This window comes from Candidatus Micrarchaeia archaeon (assembly GCA_041650355.1).
In the GTDB taxonomy this organism is placed as follows: Archaea; Micrarchaeota; Micrarchaeia; order Anstonellales; family Bilamarchaeaceae; genus JAHJBR01.
On sequence record JBAZLI010000071.1, the window covers coordinates 1 to 4629 of the forward strand.

The 4629-nt window shown below is 56.8% G+C and carries 4 protein-coding genes; 3 read left to right on the forward strand and 1 reads right to left on the reverse strand.

Features of this window, described 5'->3' with window-relative positions:
• The coding region (locus WC488_04610; GenBank protein MFA5077681.1) for a hypothetical protein at positions 1-484 on the forward strand (484 nt) is incomplete at its 5' end.
• Positions 485-561: 77 nt separating this feature from the next.
• On the opposite strand, the gene apgM is transcribed toward WC488_04610, so the two are convergent.
• Entirely contained in the window at positions 562-1773 is a 1212-nt protein-coding gene (gene apgM / locus WC488_04615) for a 2,3-bisphosphoglycerate-independent phosphoglycerate mutase (protein MFA5077682.1), read from the reverse strand.
• Between the two features lie 135 nt (positions 1774-1908).
• On the opposite strand from apgM, the gene WC488_04620 reads away from it, so the two are divergent.
• Together WC488_04620 and WC488_04625 are read left to right on the forward strand one after the other, a co-directional pair.
• Positions 1909-3951 (forward strand): minichromosome maintenance protein MCM, encoded by a 2043-nt coding sequence (locus WC488_04620; GenBank protein ID MFA5077683.1) that lies wholly within the window; start codon positions 1909-1911, stop codon positions 3949-3951.
• Positions 3941-4629: presenilin family intramembrane aspartyl protease (locus WC488_04625; protein MFA5077684.1), on the forward strand; the 689-nt coding region annotated here is incomplete at its 3' end. The genes WC488_04620 and WC488_04625, both read left to right, overlap by 11 nt.

Genomic DNA, 4629 nt, shown 5'->3' on the forward strand with positions numbered 1-4629 from the left:
CGAGTACCTCATGACCTACGGCTGGGCATTGCTCGTAATCGCGATAGTTATTGTTGCGCTCTACGTGATAATGAACACACAGGTCAGGAGCGAGAAGTGCGTTACTTCCACCGGGTTCTCGTGCGACCCTGTGCCGCAGGTGTTCGTTGACAACAGCGGCCTCGCGTCCATGAGCCTCAGGCTTTACAACAGCCAGATGAAGGGCATAACAGTCAAGAAAGTGCTGTGCACCACTGCTCCAACCAGCCAGGCGGAGCCTGAGAACGGAGTTGCTCCGGAAGCAGCAGACGCGGAGATACCGAACGGCTTCAGCGGCACATTCACAAACGTGCCGTGCAAGAACGGAGCCAACCAGCTCAAGTTCGCGTCGGGCCAGCAGTTCAACGGCTATTTCGTCATCTGGTACAACTATGAAAACGACCCTGATCCGGACGTGCCCCGCAAGCTGGAAGCCAGCGTGTCCACTTCAATAGTGAAGAAATAGCCTGATTTCTTTATTTTCCCCTTTTTTCCCTTTCTATTTTACCCTCTTATCCTTATACCAGTCAATTAGCGCCCAGCTCAGCTCCCGCACATTTTCCCCTTCCCGATCATATTCAGAATAATGAGCATCACATCCTTCCCTTCAATATGCCCGAGCCCGCCGTGCATCGCGCTGCTCTCGCCGAATTTCTTGAGCCCATCTTTCCTCCCCCCGGCATAGTATGCCAGCACCGGCACTTCGCAGCCGGTATGCGCTTTGCGCACGCACGCAGTGCTGTGGTCCCCGGTTATGAACAGTGCGGCTCCGTTCCCTGCGAGCGCTGGAATAAGCTCCTTATCCACCTTCTCAATAAATTGTGTTTTTCCCTTAGCGTTCCCATCATGAGAGAAGCTGTCAGTAGCTTTCACGTGCACGAATACAAAATCGTTCTTTTGAAGCGCCTCCAATGCGGCCAAGCCCTTTGCCTTCAAATCCGTGCCCGCATCACCTGTCGCGCCCTTCACATCAGGCACGTCCATGCCCGCATAGCGCGCCACTCCCTTGTAGAGCGCCCCTCCTGCGACGCACGCACCCCTTATTCCGTGCATCTCGCTGAATTTCGGCGCCTTCCCCATTATTCCGGCGCCCCTTAGCAGAATTATGTTCGCTGGCTTCTTCCCATCCCGCATCCTTCTCTTGTTAACATCGCTCCCCTCGAGCCGCGCATGCACCATCCTGGTGAACTCGTTCACGATTTCCGCGGTCTTTCTCGCCCCGTCCGAAGCGTCGAGCGGCTTCGCAGGCGTGAACGCCCCTTCGCGGTGGGAATCGGTAGGGCTTACCTGCGGGCTCAGCCCCGGGCCCCTGAGCACGAGCGCGCCCCTATGCTCCGTGCTGGCCCTGAAAATCACTTCCACATCCTGTATGCGCGCATTAGCATCCTTCTCGAGGAGTTTCGCGCTCGCGTTGTCCAGCCTTCCTGCCCGCCTGTCAGTTATCATGTTTCCCTCGATGGTGGCGAAATTGGCCCTGAACGCGACGTCCCCTTCCCTCAGCTGCATCCCTGCCCCGAGTGCCTCGAGCGGCCCCCTTCCGCAATAATATCTATCAAGCGCGTAGCCCAGAATCTGCAGGTGCGCGGTGTCGCTCCCAGGAACCACGCCTCTCCCTAATGTGGACATCATGCCCTGCATTCCTTTCTTCGCAAGCGCGTCCATGTTCGGCTTCTTCGCCGCCTCGAGCGGAGTCTTGACCGGAGCCGGAAGGTCCCCTAACCCGTCCATTATGAGAAGAATCGCCTTTTCAGCCATGTTGAAGCATATCCAGCGAAAAATTATAAACCTCAGGCCTGGACGCGCCCCCGGTCAAATACCAAAATATTAAAACCCGAACATCCATACTATCTTCCCAAACATTACAGCATCAGCGTATTTCTGGATGATACAATGCCGGAAGACCTATCTTCTCTCGTGGACGTGTTGCACGATTTCTTCGACTCCACAAACAAGCAGAAGATAAACGAGCTGGTGGCCCATTACCCGGCGCACAAAAGCCTTTCGGTGGATTACCGCGAACTCGAGCGTTACGACCCGGACATAGTGGATAGACTGGTAAAGAAGCCTGACGAAGTGCTCTCCGCGGCCCGCGAAGCCATAAAAAAGCTCAACATAACCGTGCCGGGCCACGGCCTCTTCTCGCCCCACGTGCGCTTCTTCAACGTCCCGGACAACAACCAGCTGATAGAAGGCCTCAGTTCCCGCAACATCGGGGAACTGATTGCAGTAAAAGGGGTGGTGACAAGGCGCGCGGACGTGATGCACCGCATGCAGATCGCGGTTTACAAATGCCAGGTCTGCGATTCCGTTTACAAAGTCCCTGTTGAGCGCGATTTCGTTCCCTTGAGGAGATGCGAGTCCTGCAAGAAAATCGCGCTCAAGCACCTCGACGAAGAAAGCAAGTTCGTGGACCTCCAAAAGGCCGAGATACAGGACCTGCTCGAGCGCGTGCGCGGCGGAACCCCGGCAGCGCGGGTGGAGCTCTGGCTCGAAGATGACATGGTCAATTCCTTCGTGCCCGGGGACAACATAGAAATCGCAGGTGTTCTTCGTCTCAAGCCCCCAACCGCGCAGAAGGGCAAGACAGAGATGATATACGGGCGCTACATAGAGATAAACTCCATGCACAGCAGCAGGCGCGACTTCGAGGAGATGGACCTGACCAAGGAGGACACGAGACGCATACTCGATTTCTCCAAGGACCCCAAGCTCGCCGAACGAATCCGGGACTCCATAGCCCCGAGCATTTACGGCCACAGCGAAATCAAGTACGCAATCGCGCTCCAGCTGTTTGGCGGCACGCGGGGGAAAGTCACCAAGGGGCTCCCGATAAGGGATGACATACACATACTGCTCATCGGAGACCCGGGCATCGCCAAATCCAGATTCCTCCAGAGCGTGATGGAAATCGCGCCCAAGCACATTTACACCAGCGGAAAGTCCGTTTCCGGAGTCGGGCTCACTGTCGCGGTTGAGAAAGACGAGCTCAGCGGCGGCGGATGGACGCTCAAGGCTGGCGCTCTCGTGCTCGCCAGCGGAGGGCTCGCAGGCATAGATGAATTCGACAAGATAGAGGAGGACGACCGCGCGGCTCTCCATGAGGTGATGGAAAGCCAGACCGTGAGCATAGCCAAGGCCGGCCTTGTCGCGAGGTTCAGGGCCAAGACCGCGATACTCGCGGCCGCGAACCCCAAGTTCGGGCGCTTCAACAGGAACAAGAACCCTGTGGAGCAGTTCGACATCCCACCTTCGCTGATGTCCCGTTTCGACCTCATATTCCCGATAATGGACGTTCTGGACGAGAAGAAGGATTCGGACCTCGCGGAGCACATACTCTCCTCGCACCAGATGGCATCGCTCGGGGAAGGGGACAAGATGACCGACCCGAACATGGTGGAAAAGGAGTTCCTGCGCAAATACATCTCATATGCAAGAACCCACGTCTACCCGAAGCTTTCCAGGGCCGCGATGGACAAGATAAAGGAGTATTACGTGGATTTGAGGAAGCGCGGAGCCCAGTCAGGCACAGTGCCCATAACCCCCCGTTACCTTGAGGGCCTCATACGCCTTTCCGAATCCAATGCGAAATTGCGCCTCAGCCCGACGGTGGAGCAGTCCGACGCGGAGGTTGCGATAGGCCTCACGAACTACGTGCTCGAGAAAATAATGCTCGACAAGGAGACCGGCCTGATGGACGTGAGCGTTATCGAGACCGGGAAGACCCGGAAGCAGCTCAGCAGGAGCGAGGGCGTATTCGACATAGTGAAGGACCTGTGCAAGCGCTTCGACGTCGCCGAGGAAGAGGCGATAGTGAAGGAGGCGAAGAGGCAGCTGGACCTCGAGGAGGGCCAGGTGCTCAGCGTACTGGAGGAGCTAGTGAGGAGCGGCCAGCTCTACAAGCCCTCGAACGGGAAGTATCACAATGCCTACTGAAAAATCCCCCGGCGAAGCAAAGCGCAAGACGCTTTCGCTGTTCTCAAGCATAGCATCGCTCTTCATACTCACCCAGGCGCTCGGCCTTTACTCCGGCACGTTCATAATAGATGACGCGAGGGGCAACGAGATAGTCTCATCCCTCGGGATGGTGTCCGCCCAGCCCGGCTCGGGCCTGGAGAGCGCATTCTACATGCTCATGTACGTCCTCTTCGGAGCGCTCGCGATGTTCCTCGTGCTCAAATTCTACAAGGGCGATTTCCTTCTCCGCCTGATAGAGTTCGCGGTAATTTCTGTCTCATCTTCGATAGTCTTCTATGCGCTCCTCAAGCCGCTGCTGCACATCACGATGCTTTCCGCCGGCCTCGCCATAATACTGGCTCTGGCCTTCGCCGCGGCAAAGATGATTCACCCCGGGCTCAGGAACATCGCCGCCGTGGTTGCCACAGCCGGCGCAGGCGCTGTCTTCGGCTTCTCCCTGGGCTTTTTTCCAGCCCTCGTCTTCCTCGTGCTCCTTTCAATATATGACTACATAGCGGTGTTCAAGACCAAGCACATGGTGGAGATGGCCGACGCGGTTTCAAAAAAACAGATGGCCTTCGTGATTTCCTCGCGCGAAAAAACCGAGCACGGCGAAATCGGGTTCGAGCTCGGCACCGGCGACATGCTCATGCCCAT

What these genes read in the sequence shown, in the direction of transcription:
- apgM (MFA5077682.1), bottom strand. Translation starts at nt 1,773, where the DNA reads ATGGCTGAAAAGGCGATTCTTCTCATAATGGACGGGTTAGGGGACCTT.
- WC488_04620 (MFA5077683.1), top strand. Translation starts at nt 1,909, where the DNA reads ATGCCGGAAGACCTATCTTCTCTCGTGGACGTGTTGCACGATTTCTTC.